This is a genomic window from Micromonospora sp. NPDC049523, assembly GCF_040676775.1.
Classification (GTDB): Bacteria; Actinomycetota; Actinomycetes; order Mycobacteriales; family Micromonosporaceae; genus Micromonospora_G.
Genome location: NZ_JBFAPP010000053.1, coordinates 1 through 4,895 on the forward strand (window position 1 = coordinate 1; position 4,895 = coordinate 4,895).

Here is a 4,895-nt window from a genome sequence, read left to right on the forward strand (position 1 = left end):
CCACACACCTCACCAAAAACCCCCGCAAAACCCGGAAACACCCCCAACCCCAACCCCATCCCCACCCGCTGCGACCCCTGACCCGTAAACATGAACCCGGTGGCGCCCTGGCGGGCACGGGGCAGCACGACAGCGTCGCCGAGCCCGCGGAGCAACGACGGCTGGTCCTGGGCGACCACCAGCGCCTGGGTTCCCAGCAGGGCCCGACCCGTGGCCAGGGAGAAGGAGACATCCCGGGCGGTGACCGCCGGGTCCTGTCCGATCCGGACGCGCAGGCGGTCGAGTTGGTCACGCAGCGCCGCAGGCGTACGGGCGGACACCACCACCGGAACCGGAACGTCGTCCTCCGCCCCCGGGGCGGTGCCAGGCTCCGGTCCGCTCTCGCCCTCCGATTCGCCGTCCACGGCAGGTGTGTCGTGCTGTTCCACCGGCGGCTGTTCGAGGATCACGTGCGCGTTGGTGCCACTGATGCCGAACGAGGAGACGGCCGCGCGGCGGGGGCGCCCGGTCCCGGGCCACGGTCGGGCCTCGCTGAGCAGCGCGACGGTCCGCCCCGTCCAGTCCACGTGCGACGACGGCTCGCTGGCGTGCAGCGTGGCCGGGAGGATCCCGTACCGGATGGCCTGGACCATCTTGATCACACCACCTGCACCGGCCGCTGCCTGGGTGTGCCCAATGTTGGACTTCAGCGAGCCCAACCAGAGCGGTCGCCCGGCAGGACGGTCCTGGCCGTACGTGGCCAGCAGCGCGCGGGCCTCGATCGGGTCGCCGAGCGTGGTACCCGTGCCGTGCGCCTCGACCACGTCCACCTCCGCCGGGGCGAGGCGGGCCTGCGCCAGGGCCTGCCGGATGACCCGTTCCTGGGCCGGGCCGCTCGGCGCGGTGAGCCCGTTCGACGCACCGTCGGAGTTGACCGCCGAGCCCCGCACCACGACCAGCACCTGGTGGCCGAGGCGGCGGGCGGTGGACAGCCGCTCGACCAGCAGCAGGCCGACCCCCTCGGACCAGCCGGTGCCGTCGGCATCGGCGGAGAAGGGCTTGCACCGCCCGTCCGGCGCGAGGCCGCGCTGACGGGAGAATTCCACGAAGGCGGTGGGTGTGGACATCACGGTCACCCCGCCGGCCAGGGCGAGGTCGCACTCGCCCTGACGCAGCGCCTGCGCGGCGAGGTGCAGGGACACCAGCGACGACGAGCAGGCGGTGTCCACCGTGATCGCCGGCCCCTCCAGCCCGAACGAGTACGCGATCCGTCCCGAGGCGACGCTGCCCGCGTTACCGCTGGCCAAGTACCCCTCTAGCTCCTGCGGCACGACCCCGGTGGCGGAACCGTAGTCGTGGTACATCACCCCGGTGAAGACACCGGTACGACTACCACGCAACGACCCCGGATCGATCCCCGCATGCTCGAACACCTCCCACGCCGTCTCCAACAACAACCGCTGCTGCGGATCCGTCGCCACCGCCTCCCGAGGAGACATCCCAAAAAAATCAGCATCAAAAAGATCCGCATCATGCAAAAACCCACCATGCCGCGTATACGACCTACCCACCCGATCCGGATCCGGGTCATACAACCCATCCACATCCCAACCCCGATTCACCGGAAACGGACCAACCGCATCCACCCCCTCCGACACCAACCGCCACAAGTCATCCGCCGACCGCACCCCACCCGGAAAACGACACGCCATACCCACGATCACCACCGGATCGTCGTCGTCGGCCACGCCCACCTCGGTGGGCGCCACGGGGGCAGGCTCGACGGTGGACCACTCGGCGGTGAGGAGGGTGGCGAGTCTGCCGGCCAACGCGGCCGGAGTCGGGTGGTCGAAGACCAGCGTGGTGGGCAGTGACAGCGCGGTCACGGCGGCCAGCCGGTTACGTAGTTCCACGGAGGTCAGCGAGTCGAACCCGAGACCCAGGAAGGCCCGTTCGGGTTCGATGCCGCTCGGGTCGGCGTGGCCGAGGACGTCGGCCACCTGGGCGCGTACCAGATCGACGAGGACGCGGTCGCGGGCCGCGGCGGGCAGCGAGGCCAGCCGGCGGGCCAGGTCCGCCGGCCCCGTGTTCGCCGGGCGGTCGACCGCCCGGGGGGCCGGTACCAGGGCGCGCAGCAGCGCGGGCGCGTCGGCACCCGCGGCGCGCAGCGCACCCCGGTCCACGCCGGTGACCGCGAGCACCGGCCCGGCCAGGGTGTGCGCCGCGTCGAAGGCGGCCAGACCCTCCTCGGCGGAGAGCGGCAGCAGTCCGATCCGGGCGATCCGTCGCCGGTCGACCGCACCCAGTGCGCCGGAGAGTGCACTCTCGGTGTCCCAGAGTCCCCAGGCCAGACAGATGGCGGGTCGGCCCTGTGCCCGCCGGTGCCGCGCCAGGGCGTCGAGGTACGCGTTGCCGGCCGCGTAGTTGGCCTGCCCGGCCGTCCCGAGCAGGCCGGCGAGGGACGAGAACAGCACGAACGCCGAGAGATCGTGCCCGCTGGTGAGCGTGTGCAGGTGCCAGGCGGCGTCGATCTTCGGCCGGGTCACCTGGTCGACCTGGTCCGGCGTCAGTGACCCGAGCACCCCGTCCCGGGTCACCCCGGCGGCGTGCACGACCGCCGTGAGCGGGTACGCCGCCGGGACGGCGGCGATCGCCGCGGCCAGTGACTCACGGTCGGTCACGTCGCAGGCGGCCAGGGTGACTCGTGCGCCGGCCGCGGTGAGTTCGTCGGCCAGCTCGTCCGCCCCGGCTGCGGCCGATCCGCTGCGGCTGAGCAGCAGCAGGTGCTGGGCGCCGTGCTCGGCCACCAAGCGGCGGGCGACCAACGCACCGAGTGCCCCGGTGGCACCGGTGATCAGCACCGTCCCCTGGTCCCAACGCGGTGCCGGGATCGTCTCCGCCGGCCGGGCCGGTACCAGCCGGGGCAGGAACACCACACCGTCCCGGATCAGGACCTGCGGCTCGTCGGTCCCCACCGCGGCCCCGAGGGCGTCGATGCTCCGCTCGTCGGAGCCCACGTCGGCCAGCACGAACCGGCCGGGCGCCTCGGTCTGGGCGGTACGCAGCAGGCCCCAGACCGCGGCGCCGGTCAGGTCGGTGACCTCCGGCTCGGCGGCAACGGCTCCCCTGGTGAGCACCACCAGCCGGGCCCCGGCCAACCGTTCCTGCGCCAGCCAGTCGCGCGACAGGGCGAGCATCCGGTGGATCGCCGACCGGGTCGCCTCGGGCTGGTCCACGGACTCGTCGGATGGGAGGGCCGCCGAGGTGAGAACCACCTCCGGCACCGCGTCCCCACGGTCGAGGGCGGCGGCCAGCGCCGCCAGATCCGGGTACGCGGGCACCCCCGCCAGCAGTGCCTCGTCACCCAGCACCGCCCAGTTGCCCGGGCCGGTGGCCACCGACCCGATCGGCGCCACCGGCTCCAGACGCTGCCAGTCCAGTTCGAACATCCGGTCCCGGGCGCCGTCACCGGGAGCGCGGCCAAGGTCGCGCGACAGCGGTCGGAGTGCGAGTTCGCGGACCTCGGCCACCACCGAACCCAGCCCGTCGGCGAGCAGCAGGGTGACCGAGTCGGCACCGGTCGGCGCGACCCGGACCCGGAGCGTGCCAGCCGCCGCGCCGAGCAGCCGTACGCCGGAGAACGAGAAGGGTAGTACGGGCGTACGGTCCGGACCGGTCACCTCCGGCAGCAGCGGGTGCAGGGCGGCGTCGAAGAGTGCCGGGTGCAGGGTGAACCGGCCCGATTCGCCGCCCACCTCCTCGGGGAGTGCCACCTCGGCGAAGAGTTCGTCGCCTCGTCGCCACGCCCGCCGCAGGCCCTGGAACCACGGACCGTACGCGTAGCCGTACTCGACCAGGCGCTGGTAGCAGCCGTCCAGGTCGATTTCGGTTGCCTCGTCGGGTGGCCACACCAGCAGGTCGTCGATGATCGGGGCGGGCCCGGCGGAGTCTGGTGCCAGCACGCCCTCGCCATGCCTTGTCCAGCGTTGGTCCCCCGAGGTCGCGTCGCCCCTGGCGTACACCCCGACCGTGCGCTGTCCGTCGTCGCCGGTCTCGCTGATCACGAGTTGCAGTTCGAGCGCCCCGCGTTCGGGTAGCACCAGCGGTGTGGTGAGGACGAACTCCGCCAGCCGGTCGCAGCCGAGTTGCCGGCCGGCGCAGACCAGGAGTTCGACCAGCGCCGTGGCCGGGACCACGACCGTGCCGTGCACCCGGTGGTCGCCCAGCCAGGGCTGCTGCTCCACCGACAGGCGACCGGTCAGCAGGGTCGAGCCGCCGTCGGCGACCGCGACCGAGGCGCCGAGCAGCGGATGTCCACCGGCCCGCAGACCCGCCGCGGTGACGTCACCGGGGGCGGCCGAGGCGCGCAACCAGTGGCGGCGGTCCTGGAAGGCGTAGGTCGGCAGGTCGATCCGACGGGCGCCGGAGTCGGCGAGGAAGGCGTCCCAGTCCACCCGGACACCCCGGCTGTGCAGGGTGGCCAGGGCGGTGACCGCGGTGGCCGGCTCGGGCCGGTCTGCCCGCAGCATCGGTACGGCGACCAGCGTCCGGGCATCCTCCCCGGCATCGGCTTCGCCAGCCGCCACCAGTCCGGTCAGGACCGCGTCCGGTCCCACCTCCAGCAAGGTGTGGGCGCCCAGCCGGCGCGCGGTACGCACCGCGTCGGCGAACCGTACGGGCTGGCGGACCTGGTCCACCCAGTACTGCGGATCGGTCCACCGTTCGTCCGGCATCAGGTCGCCGGTGACCGTCGAGATGATCGGGATGGTCGGTGGCCGGAGGGTAAGTGACGACACGACGGCTCGGTACTCGTCCAGCATCGGCTCCATCAACGGCGAATGAAAACCATGCGACACCGCCAACCGCCGCGACCGAACCCCCCGCCCCCGCAACACCTCAACAACCGCCAACACCTC

1 protein-coding gene is annotated in these 4,895 nt (G+C 72.8%); it reads right to left on the bottom strand.

Annotation, left to right across the window (positions count from 1 at the left end; all coding sequences use genetic code 11):
* Positions 1-4,892 (bottom strand): SDR family NAD(P)-dependent oxidoreductase (locus AB0J90_RS35575; RefSeq protein ID WP_363603492.1); only part of this gene is annotated, 4,892 nt, incomplete at its 3' end.
* Between the last annotated feature and the right edge of the window lie 3 nt (positions 4,893-4,895).